This is a genomic window from Pseudomonas sp. SMN11, from assembly GCF_052041945.1.
Classification (GTDB): Bacteria; Pseudomonadota; Gammaproteobacteria; order Pseudomonadales; family Pseudomonadaceae; genus Aquipseudomonas.
Genome location: NZ_JBKGGW010000004.1, coordinates 14903 through 34625, shown reverse-complemented (window position 1 = coordinate 34625; position 19723 = coordinate 14903). Strand labels below are relative to the sequence as shown.

The 19723-nt window shown below is 62.6% G+C and carries 20 protein-coding genes and 1 pseudogene; 8 read left to right on the top strand and 13 right to left on the bottom strand.

The window, feature by feature from the left end:
• Nucleotides 1-2: 2 nt before the first annotated feature.
• A complete protein-coding gene (locus ACLEJU_RS05900; RefSeq protein WP_003249017.1) occupies nt 3-482 on the bottom strand; it encodes an RNA pyrophosphohydrolase in 480 nt (159 codons plus the stop codon).
• 141 nt (nt 483-623) lie between these two features.
• Here ACLEJU_RS05900 and ACLEJU_RS05895 point away from each other — a divergent pair, with 141 nt between their 5' ends.
• The gene (locus ACLEJU_RS05895) at nt 624-1280 is read left to right on the top strand and encodes an HAD family hydrolase (protein WP_435422317.1); all 657 of its coding nucleotides are present in this window, start codon (nt 624-626) and stop codon (nt 1278-1280) included.
• A 115-nt stretch (nt 1281-1395) separates the two neighbouring features.
• Here ACLEJU_RS05895 and ACLEJU_RS05890 read toward each other — a convergent pair whose 3' ends face one another.
• A complete protein-coding gene (locus tag ACLEJU_RS05890; protein WP_435422316.1) occupies nt 1396-1821 on the bottom strand; it encodes a DUF2269 domain-containing protein in 426 nt (141 codons plus the stop codon).
• 38 nt (nt 1822-1859) lie between these two features.
• The gene (gene ilvA, locus ACLEJU_RS05885) at nt 1860-3374 is read right to left on the bottom strand and encodes a threonine ammonia-lyase, biosynthetic (RefSeq protein ID WP_103446138.1); all 1515 of its coding nucleotides are present in this window, start codon (nt 3372-3374) and stop codon (nt 1860-1862) included.
• Between the two features lie 134 nt (nt 3375-3508).
• Between ilvA and rpiA the strand changes: the two genes are divergently transcribed.
• Nucleotides 3509-4183: a ribose-5-phosphate isomerase RpiA gene (rpiA, locus tag ACLEJU_RS05880; RefSeq protein WP_435422315.1), complete on the top strand. Its 675-nt coding sequence runs from the start codon at nt 3509-3511 to the stop codon at nt 4181-4183.
• Nucleotides 4184-4290: 107 nt separating this feature from the next.
• Here rpiA and ACLEJU_RS05875 read toward each other — a convergent pair.
• The 4 genes and pseudogenes from ACLEJU_RS05875 to ACLEJU_RS05860 form a co-directional block, all read right to left on the bottom strand.
• Nucleotides 4291-5193, bottom strand: a pseudogene (locus ACLEJU_RS05875) (SdiA-regulated domain-containing protein).
• An 81-nt stretch (nt 5194-5274) separates the two neighbouring features.
• Nucleotides 5275-6198, bottom strand: a complete 924-nt coding sequence (locus ACLEJU_RS05870; RefSeq protein WP_435422314.1) for an SdiA-regulated domain-containing protein — start codon at nt 6196-6198, stop codon at nt 5275-5277.
• A gap of 226 nt (nt 6199-6424) precedes the next feature.
• Nucleotides 6425-7090, bottom strand: coding sequence for a fumarylacetoacetate hydrolase family protein (locus ACLEJU_RS05865; RefSeq protein WP_435424956.1), 666 nt, complete (start codon nt 7088-7090; stop codon nt 6425-6427).
• A 15-nt stretch (nt 7091-7105) separates the two neighbouring features.
• A complete protein-coding gene (locus tag ACLEJU_RS05860) occupies nt 7106-8512 on the bottom strand; it encodes an FAD-binding oxidoreductase (RefSeq protein WP_435424955.1) in 1407 nt (468 codons plus the stop codon).
• 171 nt (nt 8513-8683) lie between these two features.
• On the opposite strand from ACLEJU_RS05860, the gene serA reads away from it, so the two are divergent.
• Nucleotides 8684-9913 carry a phosphoglycerate dehydrogenase gene (serA, locus tag ACLEJU_RS05855; protein ID WP_110632814.1) on the top strand — a complete coding sequence of 410 codons (1230 nt, stop codon included), beginning with the start codon at nt 8684-8686 and terminating at the stop codon, nt 9911-9913.
• 47 nt (nt 9914-9960) lie between these two features.
• Here serA and ACLEJU_RS05850 read toward each other — a convergent pair whose 3' ends face one another.
• Nucleotides 9961-10437 carry a DUF4399 domain-containing protein gene (locus ACLEJU_RS05850; RefSeq protein WP_435424954.1) on the bottom strand — a complete coding sequence of 159 codons (477 nt, stop codon included), beginning with the start codon at nt 10435-10437 and terminating at the stop codon, nt 9961-9963.
• Nucleotides 10438-10636: 199 nt separating this feature from the next.
• Between ACLEJU_RS05850 and ACLEJU_RS05845 the strand changes: the two genes are divergently transcribed.
• The gene (locus ACLEJU_RS05845) at nt 10637-11152 is read left to right on the top strand and encodes a transporter substrate-binding domain-containing protein (RefSeq protein ID WP_435424953.1); all 516 of its coding nucleotides are present in this window, start codon (nt 10637-10639) and stop codon (nt 11150-11152) included.
• Here the strand turns inward: ACLEJU_RS05845 and ACLEJU_RS05840 are convergent.
• Complete coding sequence (locus ACLEJU_RS05840) at nt 11091-11600, bottom strand: DUF523 domain-containing protein (RefSeq protein ID WP_435424952.1); 510 nt, start codon at nt 11598-11600, stop codon at nt 11091-11093. The two genes, ACLEJU_RS05845 and ACLEJU_RS05840, sit on opposite strands and share 62 nt — an antisense overlap.
• Entirely contained in the window at nt 11587-12219 is a 633-nt protein-coding gene (locus tag ACLEJU_RS05835) for a 2OG-Fe(II) oxygenase (protein WP_435424957.1), read from the bottom strand. Before ACLEJU_RS05835 ends, ACLEJU_RS05840 begins: the two co-directional genes overlap by 14 nt.
• Before the next feature lie 113 nt (nt 12220-12332).
• Here ACLEJU_RS05835 and ACLEJU_RS05830 point away from each other — a divergent pair, with 113 nt between their 5' ends.
• Entirely contained in the window at nt 12333-13085 is a 753-nt protein-coding gene (locus ACLEJU_RS05830; RefSeq protein WP_435424951.1) for a DUF2059 domain-containing protein, read from the top strand.
• On the opposite strand, the gene ACLEJU_RS05825 is transcribed toward ACLEJU_RS05830, so the two are convergent.
• A complete protein-coding gene (locus ACLEJU_RS05825; protein ID WP_435424950.1) occupies nt 13086-14012 on the bottom strand; it encodes an alpha/beta hydrolase in 927 nt (308 codons plus the stop codon).
• Nucleotides 14013-14145: 133 nt separating this feature from the next.
• Here ACLEJU_RS05825 and ACLEJU_RS05820 point away from each other — a divergent pair, with 133 nt between their 5' ends.
• Entirely contained in the window at nt 14146-14712 is a 567-nt protein-coding gene (locus ACLEJU_RS05820) for a DUF6436 domain-containing protein (protein ID WP_435424949.1), read from the top strand.
• Here the strand turns inward: ACLEJU_RS05820 and ACLEJU_RS05815 are convergent.
• Nucleotides 14691-15257 carry a sugar O-acetyltransferase gene (locus tag ACLEJU_RS05815; protein WP_435424948.1) on the bottom strand — a complete coding sequence of 189 codons (567 nt, stop codon included), beginning with the start codon at nt 15255-15257 and terminating at the stop codon, nt 14691-14693. The genes ACLEJU_RS05820 and ACLEJU_RS05815 overlap by 22 nt on opposite strands.
• An 87-nt stretch (nt 15258-15344) precedes the next feature.
• Between ACLEJU_RS05815 and ACLEJU_RS05810 the strand changes: the two genes are divergently transcribed.
• Both ACLEJU_RS05810 and ACLEJU_RS05805 read left to right on the top strand, forming a co-directional pair.
• Nucleotides 15345-17714 carry a penicillin acylase family protein gene (locus ACLEJU_RS05810; protein WP_435424947.1) on the top strand — a complete coding sequence of 790 codons (2370 nt, stop codon included), beginning with the start codon at nt 15345-15347 and terminating at the stop codon, nt 17712-17714.
• Nucleotides 17715-17752: 38 nt separating this feature from the next.
• Complete coding sequence (locus ACLEJU_RS05805; protein WP_435424946.1) at nt 17753-18571, top strand: alpha/beta fold hydrolase; 819 nt, start codon at nt 17753-17755, stop codon at nt 18569-18571.
• Between the two features lie 243 nt (nt 18572-18814).
• Here the strand turns inward: ACLEJU_RS05805 and ACLEJU_RS05800 are convergent, their stop codons facing one another.
• Nucleotides 18815-19600 (bottom strand): MetQ/NlpA family ABC transporter substrate-binding protein, encoded by a 786-nt coding sequence (locus tag ACLEJU_RS05800; RefSeq protein ID WP_435424945.1) that lies wholly within the window; start codon nt 19598-19600, stop codon nt 18815-18817.
• Nucleotides 19601-19723: the final 123 nt, after the last annotated feature.

Genomic DNA, 19723 nt, shown 5'->3' with positions numbered 1-19723 from the left:
CGTCAGTCGCGCGTCAGCAGACGCGGTGCAAGCTCTTTCAGGGCACGGCGGTAGACTTCACGCTTGAATGTCACCACCTGGCCCAGCGGATACCAATAGCTGACCCAGCGCCAGCCGTCGAACTCCGGCTTGCCGGTCAGGTCCATCCGCACCCGTTGTTCATTGCTCACCAGGCGCAGCAAAAACCACTTTTGCTTCTGGCCGATGCACAGCGGTTGGCTGTGGGTGCGGACCAGCCGCTGGGGTAAACGATAACGCAACCAGCCGCGGGTGCAGGCAAGAATTTCCACATCGTCGCGTTCAAGGCCAACTTCTTCGTTCAGCTCGCGGTACAGGGCATCTTCTGGCGTCTCGTCAGGGTTGATACCTCCCTGCGGGAATTGCCAGGCATCCTGGTTGATCCGCCGAGCCCATAGCACCTGCCCGGCATCATTCGTGAGAATGATCCCGACATTGGGGCGAAAACCATCCGGGTCGATCACGGCAGCAACCTCGCAAACGCATGTCACCGCATTGTTCCACAAAGCTTGCGAGCGCAGCAACGCGCCCGCCAAGCTTATGTGCAGCGCGGTGAAAACTCCGTATTCTGCGAGCCGACCCTGTGGCTGACACGAGTGACCGCGATGCGCCTGGCTTTATTCGACCTCGACAATACCCTCCTCGGTGGCGACAGTGACCACGCCTGGGGTGACTACCTGTGCGAGCGGGGCATTCTCGACCCTGTCGCGTACAAGAATCGCAACGACGCTTTCTACCAGGACTACCTGAACGGCACCTTGGACCTGCAGGCTTACCTGGCCTTTTCCATGGAAATCCTCGCAGCCACCGAGCCGGCCCAGCTCGACCAATGGCACCGCGAGTTCATGCGTGACTGCATCGAGCCGATCATCCTGCCCAAGGCCCTGGCCTTGCTGCAGCAACACCGCGAGGCCGGCGACCAGCTGGTGATCATCACCGCCACCAACCGCTTCGTCACTGCACCGATTGCTCGCCGCCTGGGTGTGCGCGTGCTGCTGGCAACCGAATGCGAGACGCACGACGGCCGCTATACCGGGCGTAGTACCGATATAGCGTGTTTCCGTGAAGGCAAGGTGACGCGGCTGGAGCGCTGGATGCTGGAGAACGGGTTCGACCTGGAGAACAGCTATTTCTATAGTGACTCGATGAATGACCTGCCGTTGCTGGAGCGGGTAACCCATGCGGTGGCGGTGGATCCGGACCCGAACCTGCGGGCCGAGGCCCTGAAGCGTGGTTGGCCGCTGATCTCTCTAAGGGATTGAGAATGTCGGGGCTGCTTTGCAGCCCTTTCGCGACACAAGGCCGCTCCTACAGGGGAATGCGTTTCCTGTAGGAGCGGCCTTGTGTCGCGATGGAGGGCGAAGCCCTCCCCTGGCCTCAGACCGGCTTGGCGCCCATCAGCCCGGCGATGGACAGGAAGCACACCCCGCTGAACACCGCCAGCACCAGGGTAAAGCGCAACCCCACCACTTCAGCCTTGCGCAGCCGGTTCAGCCGCACCAGCAGCCACCACCCGGCAAACACACCCAGCGTATAAATGACACTGGAAGCCAGCACCCAGGTCTGCCCCAGCGGCCAACCCACCAGATGCACCAGCCACCAGCCGGTGAACGGCATGCTCACCAGGCACACGCCCATCACCAGCCAGACGAACACCAGTGGCCGGCGCAGCAGCTTGGCATAGGCTTCGGCATCGCCCTGGCGGCGGGCCCGCACAGTCCAGGCCGCCAGGCCCAGGGCGCCCAGCAGCAACAGCGCGGTGGCGATGATGTGCAGGGCCTTGAGGGTGGTCAGGTGTTCCATGTCTTCACATCCTTGAGCGATAGGCCAAGCTTAGCCGCTCAACCCAGGAACAGCTTGTACGCCGGGTTATCGGTCTCGTCCCAGTACGGGTAGCCGATCTTGGCCAGCGCCGCCGGCACCAGGTGGCGCTCGTCCTCAGGCACTTGCAAGCCTGCCACCACACGCCCGTCAGCCGCGCCGTGATTGCGGTAGTGGAACATCGAGATATTCCAGCGCCCGCCCAGCTTGGTGAGGAAGTTGAACAGCGCCCCCGGCCGCTCGGGGAACTCGAAACGCAGCACGATCTCGTCGCTGGCACCGGCCGAATGGCCACCGACCATATGGCGGATGTGCAGCTTGGCCAGTTCGTTGTCGGTCAGGTCGGTCACCGGGAAACCCTGATCGATCAGGTTCTGCACCAGCGCGGCCCGTGGGTCGTTTTCCGGGTGGGTCTGCACGCCGACGAAGATGTGCGCCTCATCGGAGGTGTGCTTGCGGTAGTTGAACTCGGTGATCTGACGCTTGCCAATGGCCTCGCAGAAGGCTTTGAAGCTGCCCGGGCGTTCGGGGATGGTCACGGCGATGATGGCTTCGCGCTTCTCGCCCAGCTCGGCACGCTCGGCGACGTGGCGCAGGCGGTCGAAGTTGACGTTGGCGCCCGAGTCGATGGCCACCAGGGTCTGCCCGGTCACACCTTTGAGCTCGACATACTTCTTGATGCCCGCCACGCCCAACGCGCCAGCAGGTTCGGTGATCGAGCGGGTATCGTCGTAGATATCCTTGATCGCAGCACAGATTTCGTCGGTGCTGACCGTCACCACCTCATCCACATGGTGGCGGCAGATATCGAAGGTGTGCTGGCCGATCTGGGCCACCGCCACACCGTCGGCGAACAGCCCGACCTGCGGCAGCACCACGCGCTCGCCAGCCGCCATCGCGGCCTGCAGGCAGTTCGAGTCGTCCGGTTCGACGCCGATCACCTTGATTTCCGGGCGCAGATATTTCACATAGGCCGCGATGCCGGCAATCAGGCCACCGCCGCCCACCGGGACGAAGATCGCATCCAGCTGCCCCGGGTGCTGACGGAGGATTTCCATCGCCACGGTGCCCTGGCCGGCAATGGTGTGCGGGTCGTCGTAGGGGTGGATGTAGACGAAGCCTTTCTCGTCGACCAGCTTCAGCGAGTAGGCCAACGCTTCGGGGAACGAGTCGCCATGCAACACCACTTTGCCGCCGCGCGAGCGCACGCCTTCGACCTTGATCTCAGGGGTGGTCTTGGGCATCACGATGGTGGCCTTGATGCCCAGCTCGCGGGCCGCCAGGGCCACACCCTGGGCATGATTGCCGGCCGAGGCAGTCACCACGCCGCGGGCCAGTTCTTCCGGGGTCAGCTGCGCCAGCTTGTTGTACGCCCCGCGGATCTTGAACGAGAACACCGGCTGCAAGTCTTCGCGCTTGAGCAGAATCTGGTTGCCCAGGCGCTTGCTCAGTTGCCCGGCGCTCTGCAACGGGGTTTCGACAGCGACGTCGTAGACGCGCGAGGTGAGGATCTTCTTGACGTACTGTTCGAGCATCGGGAAAGCATCACTGGCCGCGGGACAAGGGCTGCGAGTCTACCCCAGCGCTACGTCGGGCGACCACAGCAAAGCCGCCCGAGCCGTTATACTAGGCTCCTTTCACTACCGCCCTGCCCCTTTCCGGAGCCCGCATGACCCAGGACCAACTCAAACAGGCCGTCGCCCAGGCCGCTGTCGACTTCATTCTGCCGAAGCTGGATGTAAAAAGCGTCGTCGGCGTCGGCACTGGTTCGACTGCCAACTTCTTCATTGACGCCCTGGCCCAGCACAAGACCGCCTTCGATGGCGCAGTCGCCAGCTCCGAGGCCACCGCCCAGCGTCTGAAGGGCCATGGCATCCCGGTCTACGAGCTGAACAGCGTCAGCGAACTGGAGTTCTACGTCGACGGCGCCGACGAAAGCGATGCGCACCTGAACCTGATCAAAGGCGGCGGCGCGGCCCTGACCCGCGAGAAGATCGTCGCGGCCGTGGCCAAGACCTTCATCTGCATCGCCGACGGCAGCAAGCTGGTGCCGGTGCTGGGCGCCTTCCCGCTGCCGGTCGAGGTCATTCCGATGGCCCGCAGCCACGTGGCACGTCAACTGGTCAAGCTGGGCGGCGACCCGGTGTACCGTGAAGGCGTGGTGACCGACAACGGCAACGTGATCCTGGATGTGCACAACCTGCAGATCACCAACCCGGTGGAGCTGGAAGCACAGATCAACGCCATCGTCGGCGTGGTGACCAACGGCCTGTTCGCGGCGCGTCCGGCAGACCTGCTGCTACTGGGTACCTCGGAAGGCGTGAAGACGCTGAAGGCCGAGTAAACTTCTTCGCGGGACAAGTCGGGTCGCCGCACCGCCGCTCCTACAGGAACCGTGTAGGAGCGGCGGTGCGGCGACCCGACTTGCCCCGCGAACGGGCCTGCAAACACTCAATTTGCCGGCTGTTTGAACACATAGAACAGGTTCGGCTCACTGACCAGGTAAATGGTCCCCGCCTCATCCATCGCAATCCCCTCCGCCTGTGGCACTGTCGCCGTCAACCCCTGATACCCCTTGCGCAACGACAAGGTACTCAGCGGCCGCCCCTCTACATCCAGCTCCAGCACCAGCCGCGATTCATCCGAAAGCGCCAGCAGATGCGCACTGCGCTCATCGAACTGCAAGCTCGACAGGTCCCGCACGAACAACCGTGAATCACGCTTGCGGTCCTGCACCACATGCACCGCGTAAGGCTGCTCCGGATTCTGATGGGGGAAGCCACGAACTTCGTAGATCAACATCGGGTCGCGCTCCTTGGCCACGAACAGACGCTGGCCCGCCGAGTCGTAGGCCAAGCCTTCAAAGCCCTTGTTGCCGTTGAGGCCGATACCCAGGCTCAACTGCTCGGCATCTGCGGTGTCGAGGAACAATGTGTCATCGTCCAGGCGTATGCGGATCAGCCGCTGTTGGCGCTCATCGGTGATCACGTAGGTGTTGGGCCCAACGTATTCCACGGCCTCCGGGTCGCCAAAACCGGTCAGCGGCACACGACGCAGAATGCGCCCTTCCAGCGACAGCTCGATCAGTTCCGAGCGGGCATTGGTGACGGTGAACAGGGTTTTGCGATCGGGGTCGTAGGTCAGAGCGGAAAGGTCATCGTCCAGCCCTTCGACCGGCTGCGCCTAGACCACTACACGGTAACGATCGAGGCCAATGCCCTGCTCGGCGGGCTGCCACCACGTCTTCAAGTTGAACCAGCCCCGCTCGAACAGGCGAAACTCTTGAGCGGCCAGGCCCAGCAACAGCAGCCCGGCGAAGACAAGGAGCACAAGCAGACGAATAAAGCGACGCATGACAACAGACCCGACATGTAGGAAGCGAAGCTAACCATGGTCGACTGAAGTGAAACTTAATGTCTGAAAGTGCTGATATGGCTACTGACTTTTCTTGAAGCGATAGAACAGGTTCGGCTCGCTGACCATGTAAAGGTTGCCTTGATCGTCCATGGCAACGCCCTCGGCACGCGGGATGGTGTGCTCCAGACCGTTGAAGCCGCCCAGCAAGGTCATGAAGCTGACCTGCTGGCCTTGCTCGTCAAGCTCAAGCAACAGGTTGGAATCGGCCGACAACACCAGCAGGTGACCCGTGCGCGGATCGACCCCCAGCGCCGACAGGTTGCGCAGGTCAAGTTCGTCGCTGGCCAGTGCCTGTTTGTCACCCATGAGCGGGCTGCGCCCGTCGGTGCTCCAGGTGTACAGCTTCGGCGGCCGCTCTTCGCCTATCACCAGACGCTGGCGCATAGGGTCCCAGGCCACGGCTTCGAAGCCTTTGTTACTCTTCACCGACTCGCCCAGGTCATGGCTCTGGAAGTCGGCATGATTCAAGGTCTTGGTCTGCGCATCCACCTTGACCAGCGTCAGGCCGTGCAGCCGTTCATCGGTGATCGCCAGATGCCCATCCTCCAGCACCGCGACGCCCTCAGGGTTGCTCCAGCCTACCAGCGGAATCTTGCGCAGCACGTCGCCGTCGAGGCTGAGTTCGACCAGGAACGGGTTTTTGCCCATCACCGCGAACAGCGTGCGGGTATGTGGGTTGAAGGCGACGTCCGAGGCTTCGTCCTCTTCCATGCCCGGCAGCACCTTGGCGTCGATGTCGACCTGATAGTCCGGGAGCCACACGCTCTCACTGCGCTCGGCGCTGGTCTCGAAGCCTTCCTTGACCCACAGCATGCCGCGGTCATCCCAGTGCATGACTACGGCCACGCCGTAGCCGATCACCGCCGCAACGGCCAAGCCGAAGGGCCAGCGCAGGTAGAAGCGGCGCTTGGGGGATGCGGATGCGCTGGAGGATGCTGGCATGCGAGATTCCTGGGGATATGGGCAAAGATCCGCGCATTATCCGGATGGGGTGTGAAAAATCGGTAAATGTCGCCAAGGCTCGCTTGTTTGTAGGAGCGGCCTTGTGTCGCGAATGGGCCGCAAAGCGGCCCCAGCAATTTTGGCCAAGACGCTCAAACCCTGGGGCCGCTCCGCGGCCCTTTCGCGACACAAGGCCGCTCCTACAAGGGTCGCGCCAAGCTCGGAGTCAGAGCACCCGGCTCTCGAAGCGGCACACACCCGGCAGTTCCAGCACCAGCTCGTCACCGACATTGAACGGCCCGACGCCCGCCGGGGTGCCGGTCAGGATCACATCCCCCGCCTGCAGCGAGAAGTGCGCCGCCATGTACTGGATGATCGGCACGATCGGGTTGAGCATCATCGCGCTGTTGCCGTCCTGGCGCACTTCACCATTGATGGTCAGGCGCACCGGAATATCGGTCACATCCTCAAAGGATGCTGCGGAAACGAACGGTGGCAGCACGCAAGCGCCGTCAAAGCTCTTGCACAGCTCCCACGGCAGGCCCTTTTCCTTGAGCTTGGCCTGCACGTCGCGCAGGGTCAGGTCCAGCGCTGGGGCGTAACCGGAGATGGCGTCCAGTACTTCTTCCTCGGACGCAGTGGACGACAGCGGCTTGCCCAGCAGCACGGCAATCTCGGCCTCGTAGTGCACCGAGCCACGGTCGGTCGGGATCTTGAACCCGCCTTCCAGCGGCACCACGCAGCTACCCGGCTTGATGAACAGCAGCGGCTCGGAAGGAATGGGGTTGTCCAGTTCCTTGGCATGTTCGGCGTAGTTGCGGCCGATGCACACCACCTTGCCCAGCGGGAAATGAATGCGCGTGCCGTCTACGTACTGGTGCTGGTAACTCATGGCCGACTCCTATGATTACTGCTTTTGTTCAGGAGCGAAGATCTTACCCGGATTCATGATGCCGTTAGGGTCGAAGACGGCCTTAATTGCCTTCATGCAGGCAATTTCCTCAGGCGAACGGCTGTAGCCCAGGTAGTCGCGCTTGGTCATGCCCACGCCATGCTCGGCCGAGATCGAGCCGTTGTAGCGTTTGACGATTTCGAACACCCACTTGTTGACCTTGGTGCACGAGGCGAAGAAGTCATCCTTGCTCATGTGCTCGGGCTTGAGGATGTTCAGGTGCAGGTTACCGTCGCCAATGTGGCCGTACCAGACCACTTCATAGTCCGGGTAATGCTCGCTGACGATGGCATCGATATCGCGCAGAAACGCCGGTACCTTGGAAACGGTGACGGAAATGTCGTTCTTGTACGGCGTCCAGTGGGAGATGGTTTCGGACAAGTATTCACGCAGCTTCCACAGGTTCTTCAGCTGTGTTTCGCTCTGGCTCATCACCCCATCCAGCACCCAGCCCTGCTCGACGCAGTGTTCGAAGGTGGCCAGCGCTTCATTGGCCACCTCCTCGGTGCTGGCTTCGAACTCCAGCAAGGCATAGAACGGGCAGTCGGTCTCGAACGGGGCCGGTACATCGCCACGGGCCATGATCTTGACCAGGCCCTTGTCGGAGAAGAACTCGAAGGCGGTCAGGTCGAGCTTGCCCTGGAAGGCATGCAACACCGGCATGATCGAGTCGAAGTCCGGCGTGCCCAGCACCATGGCGGTGAGGTTGCGCGGGGCGCGGTCCAGGCGCATGGTCGCTTCGACCACGAAACCCAGGGTGCCCTCAGCGCCAATGAACAGCTGGCGCAGGTCGTAACCGGTGGCGTTCTTGATCAGGTCCTTGTTCAGCTCCAGCAGCTCGCCCTTGCCGGTGACCACTTTCAGGCCGGCCACCCAGTTGCGGGTCATGCCGTAACGGATGACCTTGATACCACCAGCATTAGTGCCGATGTTGCCGCCAATCTGGCTGGAGCCGCTGGAGGCGAAATCCACCGGGTAATAAAGGCCATGCTCTTCGGCAAAAGTTTGCAGCTGGCGGGTGATCACCCCCGGCTGGCACACCACGGTGCGATCGAAGGCATTGAAATCGACAATCTGGTTCATGTAGTCGAAGGCGACCACGACTTCCCCATTGGCCGCCACGGCCCCGGCGGAAAGCCCGGTGCGCCCGCCAGACGGCACCAGCGCGACCTGGTGCTGGTTAGCCCAGCGCACGATGGCCTGCACCTGCTCTACCGTCTTGGGTAACACGATGGCCGTGGGCGCAGGCGGGTAATGCTTGGTCCAGTCCTTGCCGTAGGCCTCCAGGGAAGCGGGGTCGGTCAGGACCTTGCCAGGGTCGACAAGGGTCATCAGTTCTTCAATTACAGCGGGGTGGGTCATCGCTGGAACTCTCGACTTATTCATAGTCACCCTGAGCACTCTTCACCTGTCGGGATAAGCTCAGATTGTGTCGCGTATGCTAGCATAGCCCTCCCGCTGTTCATGCTAAGGCTGCCCTAGCGCCTGGCATCAGTCCTCGCCATTTTTTCTCCGGGATACAGGTTTACGCAGATGAGCAAGACTTCTCTCGACAAGAGCAAGATCCGGTTCCTTCTTCTTGAAGGTGTGCACCAGAACGCAGTCGATACCCTCAAGGCTGCCGGCTACACCAACATCGAATACCTCACCGGTTCATTGCCGGATGCCGAGCTGAAAGAAAAGATCGCCGACGCCCACTTCATCGGCATCCGCTCGCGCACCCAACTGACCGAAGAAATCTTCGACTGCGCCAAGAAGCTGGTCGCCGTCGGCTGCTTCTGCATCGGCACCAACCAGGTCGACCTGGCTGCTGCTCGCGAGCGTGGTATCGCCGTCTTCAACGCCCCGTACTCCAACACCCGTTCGGTGGCCGAGCTGGTGCTGGCCGAGGCCATCCTGCTGCTGCGCGGCATCCCTGAGAAGAACGCTTCCTGCCACCGTGGCGGCTGGATCAAGAGCGCGGCCAACTCGTTCGAGATCCGCGGCAAGAAGCTGGGCATCGTCGGCTACGGCTCGATCGGTACCCAACTGTCGGTCCTGGCAGAAAACCTCGGCATGCAGGTGTACTTCTACGACCCGCTGACCAAGCTGCCGCTGGGCAACGCCGTACAGGTCACCAGCCTCAACGAACTGCTGGGCCTGGCCGACATCGTTTCGCTGCACGTGCCTGAGCTGCCATCCACCCAGTGGATGATCGGCGAGAAAGAAATCCGTGCGATGAAGAAGGGCTCGATCCTGATCAACGCCGCTCGTGGCACCGTGGTCGAACTGGACCACCTGGCCGCAGCGATCAAGGACAAGCACCTGATCGGCGCCGCCATCGACGTGTTCCCGGTCGAGCCGCGCTCCAACGACGAAGAGTTCGAAAGCCCGCTGCGTGGCCTGGACAACGTGATCCTGACCCCGCACATCGGTGGTTCCACTGCCGAAGCCCAGGCCAACATCGGCCTGGAAGTGGCCGAAAAGCTGGTTAAGTACAGCGACAACGGTACTTCGGTATCGTCGGTCAACTTCCCGGAAGTTGCCCTGCCGGCGCACCCAGGCAAGCACCGCCTGCTGCACATCCACGAGAACATCCCGGGCGTGCTCAGCGAGATCAACAAAGTCTTCGCCGAAAACAGCATCAACATCTCTGGTCAGTTCCTGCAGACCAACGAGAAAGTCGGTTACGTGGTAATCGACGTTGACGCCGAGTACTCCGACCTGGCGCAGGAGAAACTGCAACAGGTAAAAGGCACCATCCGTTCGCGCGTCCTGTTCTAAGGTCGCTGGCGGTATGAAAAAGGGAGGCCCTGGTGGCCTCCCTTTTTTTATTTCACTTCAACCGTGATCTTCTTCGATTCGACACTCGGCTTGAACGGCACATGATACTGGTCACCCAGCACCAGTTGCAGGGTGTGCTTGCCCGGCGTCAGGGTGATGGTCGTTTCGGTTTGCGCCTTGCCGAAGTGCAGCACTTGCGGGCCGGCGGGCAACGCGGTACCCGCTGCGGGCATCAGGCTGGTCGGCAGCGGCATGTCGGCCGCAGGTTCCTTGTCCACATCCACCAGCAAGTGGTGGTGGCCAGTATGCGGGGTCTGGTCTCCCGCAGGCTTTAGCTCCATGCCCTCGATGCCGAACTTGACGGTGAAGGTCGCGGCGACCTGCTCGCCATCTTTGGGGGAAAGGATGGAAACCTTGGCACCCGCGGGCGGCTCCTGGCTCTTCAGGGCATCTGCGGCGCTGGCGAGCACCGAGACACCCATCAGCAGACCGGCAACGGCAGCACGCGAAAATAGGCTGTTCATTCACTTCTCCTGTGATTCACTTATTGACCGCTGCCAGTAAAACGAACGGCGGCGGTAGTTCACGATAGCCCACAAAGAGAAATATTTCAGTTAGGGTTAAACCTCGCCAAGGCTTCAAGGTCATAGGCTGCGCTCGACCGCGACGAGGAAGAAAGTCGCGGCGAAAGTTATTCATCTGCTTAAGAAAAAGGGGCACTACATGCGTTCGACCATAGGCGTACTGCTGGCAGTACTGATCATTCCATTGGCTCAGGCCGAGCTGATAGACGAAATTGCCGACCGGGGCGAATTGCGCATTGCCGTACAGGCCGATAACGCGCCTTACTCGTTCAAGGAAAACGACCGCCTGACCGGCTTCGAAATCGAATTCGGCCAGGACCTGGCCCGTGAACTGGACCTGCGCGCCGAGTTTGTCGAGGCGACGCCAGCGGAAGTATTGCCGGGTGTGGAAAGTGGCAAGTATGACGTCTCGCTGATGCCGTCGAGCGAGTCGCCCAAGGCCGATGGCCCGTTCGACGTGAGCCAGGCATTTGGCGAGAAGAAGCTGGTGATTCCGTTCCAGAAGGACAACCCGGCGTTCGAAAGCGCAGTGAACAATGCACTTGATCGCCTGAAGAACAGTGGCCGTACGGCGGAGCTGGAACAGAAGTGGTTCAGCAACCTGCAGGCAGATCAGCCAACGCCTGCTGCGCTTGTTCCAACTCCAACTCACTGAACACCTGTACCCCTGCACGCCGCAGCAGGGCTGCGGCAACCCCTTCGCCTGGCACTTTCTTCCCACTGAAGGTGCCATCGTAGACCAACCGGTTGCCGCACGAAGGGCTACCCGCCTTCAGCACCGCCACCCGAATGCCATGGCGCCGCACCAGCGCCAGCGCCTGCTGCGCCCCGGCCAGAAACTCGGCAGTGACGTCCTCACCAGCCACCGTCAGCACCTGCGCCCCGCCATCTAGCACTTGCGCGCCCTGGCCACCGGGGATCTCCGCTGGCGGGCGCGGTGTCGGCAAGCCGCCAGCCACCTCGGGGCACAGTGGCACCACACGCCCTTCGGCCTGCCACTGCTGCAACAAATCGGGATGCCCACTGGCCCGGCCGTCATAACGCACCGGCTGCCCCAGCAGGCAGGCGCTCACCAAGACCTTGGGCAGATCAGAACGGGTCATTGCCACGGCGCCGAAACCAACCGGTCAACGACAGGCGCTCGCGCCTGGCCGGCAGCACCTCGTGCGGCACCTCACCGGACAGAAAGATGGCCAGACAGCCCGCCACCGGCTGCACATCGTGCTCGACATCATCCGCCAGGAACATGCGCAGTTGCCCACCGTCTTCTGGCTGCCAGTCTTCGTTGAGGTAAATTACCGCCGACACCATGCGCCGGTCATCATCACGGAAGCGGTCCAGGTGCCGGCGATAGAACGCCCCCGGCGGGTACAGGGCGAAGTGGCATTCGAAATCTTCCAGGCCCAGGAACAGGCCCTGGTTGATGGCCTGACGCAACTGGTCCATGGCCGCCAGGTACTGGTCGCAGGCCTCGGCTTGGCCGGGGTCGATCCACTGGATCTGGTCGCCGCGAATGCTCTCGCGCACCTCCTGGGCATCACCGCGTCCAACCCCTGCCGGGTTGAGTTCGCCCTCGGCATCACGGCGCCGGCATTCGGCCGCCAGCGCGCGCACCAGGTCGGCAGGCAGAAAGAGCGCCTGCTGCGACCAGCCATGGGTGGCCAGATCGTCGACGACGGCCGCAAGCATCGGGTTTTCAGGGGAGATGTGCATGGCGCGCATCATATCCATTCACCTTGTCGGCGCACAGCGCCACTTGGCTGAGAAGCGTTCGGATTGCTCGACAAAATGGCGCCGGGACTAGGACAATAGCCACCTGCCGACAGGAGTCCTGAATGCACCGTCTGTTTTCCATGCTTCTGCTGATGATCTGCACCATGCCTGTCTGGGCAGACAGCCTCGATCAACTGTACAAGGCCGCCGGCTGGCCCGACCAGCGCGCCCATTTTTCCGATGCCGTGAGCGCCGCCCAACAGCGCTACCGCAATAGCCTGCCGCCTGCGGTTTACCAGGCGCTGGTCAACAACAGCAACCAGCGCTTCCAGGCCCAGGCAATGGACAACCGCGCCTTGGCCAAACTGCGCAGCACGTTGGCGAACCCGGCGCCGGCACTGGCCTTCTTCCAGTCGCCGCTGGGGCGCAAGATTGTCGCCGCCGAACTGCTGGCTACGCGCAAGGACCAGCTGGCCAAGAACGCCAAGGGCCTGCCGAAGATGCAGGCCAGCGACAACCGCATGCTGGTCATCGGCCACCTGGCCCAGGCCCTGCCGGCCCGCGAAGCCGGTGCCGAAGTCAGCCTGGCGATCGCCGGGGTGGCCGCCGACAGCCTGAGTTCGATGATCCCCGGCCTGTTCGGCGCCAGCCAGGCCCAAGGCCTGCTCGACGGCCAGCGCCAGCGTCTCATGGGGCAGATCGGCGAAGACCTGAACAACACTCTGCTCTACGTCTACCGCGACCTGTCTGACGACGAACTGGAAGAGTTTGCCACCTTCGCCGAGTCGCCGGACGGCAAGGCCTATTACCAGGCCGCCGTGGCTGCGGTGCGTGCCGGCCTGGCGGTGGGCCAGAACAGCGCCGACCTCAAGTGATCAGCCCAGGCGCTGCTTGATGAAGTCGAAGTAGCGCCGACGAATGTCCGGCAGCTCGTTGGCCAGGTGATGGCGAGCTTCGGGTAGCATCAGGATCTGCGGCTCGTTGAACTTGGCCTTGAGCACTTCGAGGTTGTGCGGCCAGTCCACCGTACCATCCGCTTCCCCCTGCACGATCAAGGGCCGCCGCGCGCAGTGCGGCGCCGCCTCGATGCGCTTGACCCAGGCGATCAACGCGCCGACCCAGGCCGTGGGCAGCCGCCGCGGTTGCAGCGGGTCGGCTTCGAGGAAGGGCAGGAACGTCGGGTCGTTGGTGTTCTCGCTGAAGCGCCGCTCGATGCCGTTGACGAAGTGGCGCAGCACCCGATAGCTGAACTTCGACCAGCGCCACGAGCGCGGCCGCACCAGCGGCGCCAGCAGGATCACCTCGCCATTGATTGGGCTGCGGTCACCCTGGTGCAGCAAATGGTCCACGGCGATGGCGCCACCGGTGCTCTGCCCGCAGAGGTGCCAGGGGCGTGGCAGTTCAAGGCCACGCGCCTGTTCGAACAAGGCTTCCAGCACTTGCTGGTACACGGCGAAATCACTGATGCTGGCGCGCTCGCCACTGGACAGTCCGTGGCCTGGCAAGTCACAGCTGATCACTGCATAACCGAGCCTCAACGCCCACTCGATCACATGCCGATAGAGGCCCATGTGGTCGTAGTAGCCGTGCAGCAGGAACAGCGTCGCAACTGGCTTTTCCGGTAGCCAGACCTGCCCGACCAGCTCGAACCCCGCCGCCTGGAAGCCGCCCAGCCAGCTCTGCGTCGACAGGTTCAGGCCATAGAAGCGCTGATAGTCCTGCGCCTGCGTGGACAACGGTTGGCGTTTGACCAAAGGGGCGAGGCTGGCACGCAGGGTATCGGGGTGAAAGGCAGCGGGCATCGGGTACATCCAAGGCGGAGCGAGTATTGATCTGGGATATTCAGCTGTTGGCCGCATCGTGGCAAGCTTGGGCACTTTTTCATCAGGCAGATGCATTGCCGGCGATGAGCCCCTCCGACACTGTGGATAACTCATGTCGAACCGTATCAAACGGACACTGATGGTGTTCGTGCTCGTGCTCTGCGCCATTATGCTCTGGCAGGCCTACTCCACCTTCCAGTCCCGCTACCTGCGCCCATTCGACAACCAGACCACGCTGTTCGACGGCAGCCAGCTGCAACTGCCCCCCGAACTGGCCGGCCCCGGTCCGATCCGCGTGGTGCACTTCTGGGACCCGGCCTGCCCATGCAACGTCGGCAATCAGCAGCACCTTGGCGACCTGATTACCCAGTTCGCAGGCCAGGGCGTGACCTTCCACGTCGTGCAGAAGGCTGGCAGCCACGGCCAACTACCCGCCAACCTGAGCAGCCTGCAACCCATCACCCACTTGCCAGGCAGCGAACACCTGCCCGCCTCCCCCGCCGTAGCCATCTGGGACCGCCAGGGCAACCTCGCCTACTTCGGCCCTTACAGCGAAGGCGCGGTGTGCAATGCCAGCAACAGTTTCATCGAGCCGATCATCAAGGCGCTGCTGGCTGGCCGCACCGTCAACGCCTCCAATACGCTGGCCGTGGGCTGCTATTGCCCCTGGGCCGGCTGACGCACACGTGCCGGATTGCCCATTACAGTCGCCCCCGCCGGCACATCACGGGTCACCACACTGCCTGCACCGACGATGGCGTTGTCACCAATGGTCACCCCCGGCAGGATGATCGCCGCCCCGCCGATCCACACGTTATTGCCAATGGTCACCGGCCGTCCGCTCTCCAGCCCACTACGGCGCACCTCGGGGTCGAGCGGGTGGTCAGCCGTATAGATCTGCACGTTGGGGCCGATCTGGCAGTCGTCGCCGATGCGTACCGGCACCACGTCGAGTATCACGCAGTTGAAGTTCATGAACGTATTGCGCCCAACGCTGATGTTGTAGCCGTAGTCGCAGTAGAACGGTGGGCGGATTACCGCGCCTTCACCGACATGGCCGAAATGCTCGGCCAGCAGGCCGTTGCGCGCGTCATTGAGCAATTCGACGCTGTTGTTGTAGCGGTGCATCCAGTGCTTGTTGGCGATCTGCTCGGTCTGCAGCTCGGGGCAGCCGGCGTGGTAGAGCTGGCCTGTGAGCATTTTCTGTTTTTCGCTGAGGGACATGGAAACTCCTTCCAGGGGGCTATGCTCTGTTCGCGAATCCGTCGATGATCGGACCACAGTTTCCGCTCGAATGCACAAGGAGTCTCGATGAAGCGCAGCCTGACCCTGTTGGCCGTAGTCGTCGCCGTGGCCGCTGGTGCCGGTTACTGGTACGTGCACGGCAAGTTGCCGCAGCGCGAGGGGGAAGTGACCATGGCCGGCCTGCAGGCGCCGGTCAGCGTGCGCTACGACGCCCGTGGCGTGCCCCACCTGCAAGCGCAGAGCGAAACGGACCTGTACCGCGCCCTGGGCTATGTGCATGCCCAGGACCGATTGTTCCAGATGGAGATCATGCGCCGCCTGGCCCGTGGCGAGCTGGCCGAAGTGCTGGGCGACAAGCTGTTGCCCACCGATACCCTGTTCCGCAGCCTGCGTATCCGCGAACAGGCCGCGCTGATGGCTCAGCGCCAGGACCACCAGTCACCCGCATGGCAGGCCTTGCAGGCCTACCTTGAGGGCGTCAATGCCTGGCAGGCCAGTCACCCCAAGCCGATGGAGTTCGACCTGATCGGCATCACGCCACGGCCGTTCACTGCCGAAGACACCCTGAGCATCGCCGGCTACCTGGCCTACAGCTTCGCGGCCGCCTTCCGCACCGAACCTGCGCTGACCTACATCCGCGATCAACTCGGCCCGCAATATCTGAAGATCTTCGACCTCGACTGGCAGCCGCAGGGCGCACTGGGCACGCCACTGGCTGCCGCCGACTGGCAAAGCCTCGAAGCCGTGGCCCGCGCCGGCCACGAGGCCTTGGTGGAAGCCGGCATCCCGCAGTTCGAGGGCAGCAACGCCTGGGCCGTTTCCGGCAGCCGCACCCGCAGCGGCAAACCCTTGCTGGCCGGCGACCCGCACATCAGTTTTGCCGTGCCCGCCGTGTGGTACGAGGCTGAACTTTCGGCGCCCGGCTTCAACCTTTATGGCTATTTCCAGGCGCTGAACCCGTTCGCGATGCTGGGGCACAACCGTGACTTCGGCTGGAGCCTGACCATGTTCCAGAACGATGACGTCGACCTGATCGCGGAAAAGACCAACCCTGCCAACGCTGACCAGGTCATGGTCGATGGCCAGTGGCACACACTGGAGAAGACCGAGCAGCAGATTGCAGTCAAAGGCGAGCAACCGGTCACCATCAACCTGCGCCGCTCACCCCACGGGCCGATCGTCAACGAAGTCCTCGGCGCCACGGCCGGGACCACGCCGATTGCCATGTGGTGGGCGTTCCTCGAAACCGAGAACCCGATACTCGAAGGCTTCTACCAGCTCAATCGCGCCGACACCCTGGGCAAGATGCGCGAAGCGACGGCCAAGGTGCAGGCGCCGGGGCTGAACTTCGTCTGGGCCAATGCCCGTGGCGATATTGGCTGGTGGGCGGCGGCGAAGTTGCCGATCCGCCCGGACGGTGTGAACCCGGCGTTCATCCTCGATGGCGCCAGCAGCCAGGCCGACAAACCCGGTTTCTACCCGTTCAGCGTCAACCCGCAGCAGGAAAACCCGGCCAGCGGCTATATCGTCTCGGCCAATTACCAACCACCGACCGTGGTGCCGATACCCGGCTACTACAACCTCCCAGACCGTGGCCGCCAGCTCGATCGCCAGCTGGCCAACCCGGAGGTGAAGTGGGACTTGCAGAACAGCCAGGCGTTGCAGCTCGATACGGCAAGCGATTACGGTCCCCGTACCTTGGCGCCCTTGTTGGCGACCCTGCGCCAGATCGCCCAGGGTGACGAGGAAAAGGAACTGGTCGAACAGCTGGCGGCCTGGCGCGGCGACTATCCGCTGGACTCCACCAGCGCCACCCTGTTCAACCAGTTCCTCTACGAACTGGCCTATGCCGCGCTGCATGACGAGCTGGGCGACACCTGGTTCCCGGTGCTGATCAGCACCCGCGCCATCGATGCCGCACTGCCGCGCCTGGCCGCCGACGCCGCTTCGCCTTGGTGGAACACCCGCGGCGCGAGCCAGCGCACTGACCGCACTGCCATCGTGCACGTGGCCTGGCAGAAGAGCCTTGACCACTTGCGTGAGACCCTCGGCAAGGACCCGGCCAGCTGGCAATGGGGCAAGGCCCACACCCTGACCCACAACCATCCACTGGGTGCGAAAAAGCCACTGAACCTGCTGTTCAATGTCGGCCCGTTTGCCGCCCCCGGCACCCACGAGGTTCCCAACAATCTGTCGGCGAAGATTGGCCCGGCGCCGTGGCCTGTGACTTATGGGCCATCGACCCGGCGCCTGATCGACTTCACCGATGCCGGGCAGGCGCTGACCAGCAACCCGGTCGGGCAGAGTGGCGTGCCGTTCGACCGACATTTTGCGGACCAGGCCGAAGGGTATGTTGAAGGGAAGTACCAGCGAGCGCAGATGGCCATGATCCCGGCACAGAGCACCCTCAGGCTTGTTCCCGGCACCCGTCAGTAACCTTGAAAACCCTTGAAACTTGCTGCAGAGACTTTTCCATGCAAAAACACTTCATCGAAATCGACGGCGCACGCATGAGCTATGTCGAGCAGGGCCAGGGCTTCCCGGTGCTGCTCGGCCACAGCTACCTGTGGTCGGCCGAAATGTGGCAGCCCCAGATCGAGGCCCTGTCACAGCACTTCCGGGTCATCGTCCCCGAGCTCTGGGGCCACGGCGACTCCGATGCTCCACCCGCCACCACCACCGACATGAGCGCACTGGCCCGTCAGCATCTGGCATTGCTGGACGCGCTGGACATCGCCACCTGCCACCTCGTTGGCCTATCGGTCGGTGGCATGTGGGGTGCTCAGCTGGCTATCGAAAACCCCGAACGGGTCGATCGCCTGGTGCTGATGGATACGTACCTCGGCGCCGAACCGGAGGCGACCCGGCTGAAGTACTTCGCCATGCTGGATGCGGCGAGCGAGGCAGGTTTCTTCCCGGACCCACTGCTGGATATCATCGTGCCGATCTTCTTCCATGCTGGCGGGCAGACAGTGCCCGAAATTCGTGAAAGCTTTCGGGCGGCATTGAAGGCAACCAGCGCCGAGGTGATTCGCAACAGCCTCGACCCGATGGGGCGGGTTATCTTCGGGCGGCCCGACCTGCTAGGGCAGCTGGGCGAGCTGAAAGGTGACAAGACCATCGTGATCTGCGGTGACCAGGACATTCCGCGGCCGCCTGAAGAGTCCAACGAGATGTCGCGGATCATTGGCTGCCTGGCGGCGCAGATACCGTTTGCGGGGCATATCTCCAGCCTGGAGAACCCGCAGGTGGTAAACGCGTTTCTGCGGGACTGGCTACCGCGCAACCCCTGAGATAAACGAAACGCCTGAACCTTCCTGCAACGCGCGACTCAAAGCGCTTCAGACTGTGACTTGCAAGGCCATCACCAACAAGGACGATAATGATGAACAGCCCCTGCTCGCCTGATTCGAACGAACAACTGCTGTGGCTACTGGCACTGCGCCGGGCGCTGGGCAATCCGCGCTGACCGGCTGCCAGCCACACACAAAAACGCCGACGCAAATGCGTCGGCGTTTTCATGAAGCCATCAACAATCAGAACGCAGGCAGCACCGCGCCCTGGTACTTCTTGGCAATGAATGCCTTCACCTCAGGGCTGGTCAGCGCCTTGGCCAGCTTCTGGATGGCCTCACTGTCCTTGTTGTCCGGGCGGGCAACCAGGAAGTTCACGTATGGCGAGTCGCTGCCTTCGATCACCAGCGCATCCTTGGCCGGGTTCAGGCCGGCTTCCAGCGCGTAGTTGGTGTTGATCATGTCCAGGTCGACCTGGTCCAGCACGCGCGGCAGCATGGCCGACTCAAGTTCGCGGAACTTCAGCTTCTTCGGGTTCTCGGCGATGTCTTTCGGGGTCGCCAGGGCGTTCTTCGGGTCCTTCAGGGTGATCAGGCCGGCCTTCTGCAGCAGGATCAGTGCGCGGCCGCTATTGCTACCTTCGTTCGGGATAGCAACGGTAGCTCCGTCTTTCAGCTCGCTCAGGCTCTTGACCTTCTTCGAGTAGCCACCGAACGGTTCTACGTGCACGCCGACCACGGTTTCCAGGTGGGTGCCCTTGCCTTCGTTGAAGCTCTGCAGGTAAGGCAGGGTCTGGAAGTAGTTGGCGTCCAGGCGCTTCTGGTCAACCTGCACGTTCGGCTGCACGTAATCGGTGAAGACCTTGATCTGCAGGTCCACACCTTCCTTGGCCAGGGTCGGCTTGATCAGTTCAAGGATCTCGGCGTGCGGTACCGGGGTGGCGGCAACCACCAGTTTCTCGGCGGCAGAGGCCAGGCCAGCGAACGACAGGGCGGCGGCCAGGGCAGTGGTCAGCAGGGTCTTCTTCATGGTGTTCCTTATTCTGGATCTGAGCCATCACGGATGGCGAATTCGGGTGCCCAACCGTTTCACTGGCGGGCGTGAGGCGGACGATACCGAGATTTTTTATTCCGTAACAATATCTTTTAATTA

Bases quoted from the DNA above. Each gene is read 5' to 3' on its own strand.
- ACLEJU_RS05805 (WP_435424946.1), top strand. From the start codon at position 17,753: ATGCAAAAACACTTCATCGAAATCGACGGCGCACGCATGAGCTATGTC.
- ACLEJU_RS05845 (WP_435424953.1), top strand. From the start codon at position 10,637: ATGCGTTCGACCATAGGCGTACTGCTGGCAGTACTGATCATTCCATTG.
- ACLEJU_RS05810 (WP_435424947.1), top strand. From the start codon at position 15,345: ATGAAGCGCAGCCTGACCCTGTTGGCCGTAGTCGTCGCCGTGGCCGCT.
- ACLEJU_RS05815 (WP_435424948.1), bottom strand. From the start codon at position 15,257: ATGTCCCTCAGCGAAAAACAGAAAATGCTCACAGGCCAGCTCTACCAC.
- ACLEJU_RS05890 (WP_435422316.1), bottom strand. From the start codon at position 1,821: ATGGAACACCTGACCACCCTCAAGGCCCTGCACATCATCGCCACCGCG.
- rpiA (WP_435422315.1), top strand. From the start codon at position 3,509: ATGACCCAGGACCAACTCAAACAGGCCGTCGCCCAGGCCGCTGTCGAC.
- ACLEJU_RS05825 (WP_435424950.1), bottom strand. From the start codon at position 14,012: ATGCCCGCTGCCTTTCACCCCGATACCCTGCGTGCCAGCCTCGCCCCT.
- ACLEJU_RS05860 (WP_435424955.1), bottom strand. From the start codon at position 8,512: ATGACCCACCCCGCTGTAATTGAAGAACTGATGACCCTTGTCGACCCT.
- ACLEJU_RS05830 (WP_435424951.1), top strand. From the start codon at position 12,333: ATGCACCGTCTGTTTTCCATGCTTCTGCTGATGATCTGCACCATGCCT.
- ACLEJU_RS05870 (WP_435422314.1), bottom strand. From the start codon at position 6,198: ATGCCAGCATCCTCCAGCGCATCCGCATCCCCCAAGCGCCGCTTCTAC.
- ACLEJU_RS05840 (WP_435424952.1), bottom strand. From the start codon at position 11,600: ATGACCCGTTCTGATCTGCCCAAGGTCTTGGTGAGCGCCTGCCTGCTG.
- ACLEJU_RS05800 (WP_435424945.1), bottom strand. From the start codon at position 19,600: ATGAAGAAGACCCTGCTGACCACTGCCCTGGCCGCCGCCCTGTCGTTC.
- ACLEJU_RS05865 (WP_435424956.1), bottom strand. From the start codon at position 7,090: ATGAGTTACCAGCACCAGTACGTAGACGGCACGCGCATTCATTTCCCG.
- ACLEJU_RS05895 (WP_435422317.1), top strand. From the start codon at position 624: ATGCGCCTGGCTTTATTCGACCTCGACAATACCCTCCTCGGTGGCGAC.
- ilvA (WP_103446138.1), bottom strand. From the start codon at position 3,374: ATGCTCGAACAGTACGTCAAGAAGATCCTCACCTCGCGCGTCTACGAC.
- ACLEJU_RS05835 (WP_435424957.1), bottom strand. From the start codon at position 12,219: ATGCGCGCCATGCACATCTCCCCTGAAAACCCGATGCTTGCGGCCGTC.
- ACLEJU_RS05850 (WP_435424954.1), bottom strand. From the start codon at position 10,437: ATGAACAGCCTATTTTCGCGTGCTGCCGTTGCCGGTCTGCTGATGGGT.
- serA (WP_110632814.1), top strand. From the start codon at position 8,684: ATGAGCAAGACTTCTCTCGACAAGAGCAAGATCCGGTTCCTTCTTCTT.
- ACLEJU_RS05820 (WP_435424949.1), top strand. From the start codon at position 14,146: ATGTCGAACCGTATCAAACGGACACTGATGGTGTTCGTGCTCGTGCTC.